The sequence below is a fragment of the Aeromonas dhakensis genome (assembly GCF_000820305.1).
GTDB classification, from domain to species: domain Bacteria; phylum Pseudomonadota; class Gammaproteobacteria; order Enterobacterales; family Aeromonadaceae; genus Aeromonas; species Aeromonas dhakensis.
Genome location: NZ_CDBH01000024.1, coordinates 1 through 1031 on the forward strand (window position 1 = coordinate 1; position 1031 = coordinate 1031).

Here is a 1031-nt window from a genome sequence, read left to right on the forward strand (position 1 = left end):
CCGGCCACACCCTGCTGCTGCTCGACGCCACCGGCGCCTACCACAGGGAGATCGCCCGCCAGATGGGAAGCAAGGGGCTGCACTTCACCACCCCCATGATGCAGCTGCAGGACCCCAAGCAGACCAAGGTGCTGATCGTCACCCTGCCCGAGCCGACCCCGGTGCAGGAGGCGGCCAATCTGCAGGCCGATCTGCGCCGTGCCGGCATCGAGCCCTGGGCCTGGCTCATCAACCACAGTCTGCAGCAAGCCGCGGTCAGCTCGCCGCTGCTGCAGCTGCGGGCCGAGCGCCAGTTGCCCCATGTCGAGGCGGTCGAGCGGCAGCACGCCAGCCGCTACGCCGTGGTGCCGCTGCTCGCCGAGGAGCCGGTGGGGGCGGATGCCCTGCGCCGCCTCTGTCAGCACCACTGAGCAGTCAGCATCACTGAACAAGGGCCCCGGCCGCGTGGCCGGGGCGGATGAACATTTGTCGTTAACTAAAGAGATGCGGGATGACCGCATCGGGAGCCCTCATGTCTGCAACCTGTGATGCCAAGAGCCAACCGGCGATTGGCTTTTTTGAACGTTACCTCACCGCCTGGGTGGCCCTCTGCATTCTGGTGGGGATTGGGCTAGGGCAGGGCCTGCCGGAGCTCTTCAAGGCCATCGGCGCCATGGAGGTGGCCAAGGTCAACCTGCCGGTGGGACTGCTTATCTGGGTGATGATCATCCCCATGCTGCTCAAGATAGACTTCGGTGCCCTGCATCAGGTGAAGGGGCACCTCAAGGGGATTGGGGTCACTCTCTTCATCAACTGGCTGGTCAAGCCCTTCTCCATGGCCTTCCTCGGCTGGCTCTTCATCCGGGTGCTGTTCGCCGACTGGCTGCCGGCGGATCAGCTCGACAGTTACGTGGCGGGGCTGATCCTGCTGGCGGCGGCCCCCTGCACTGCCATGGTGTTTGTCTGGAGTCGGCTGACCAACGGCGATCCCTACTTCACCCTGTCGCAGGTGGCGGTGAACGACCTCATCATGGTGTTTGCCTTCGCCCCCC

At 65.1% G+C, this 1031-nt stretch carries 2 protein-coding genes; both read left to right on the top strand.

All coding sequences use genetic code 11. The annotated features are described in order from the left end of the window. A partial coding sequence (locus BN1143_RS04455; protein ID WP_042049799.1) for an ArsA-related P-loop ATPase occupies positions 1-410 on the top strand: 410 nt, incomplete at its 5' end. A gap of 101 nt (positions 411-511) precedes the next feature. Then, positions 512-1031, top strand: a 520-nt coding sequence (locus tag BN1143_RS04460) for an arsenic resistance protein (protein WP_042049800.1), incomplete at its 3' end; no start/stop codon positions are given.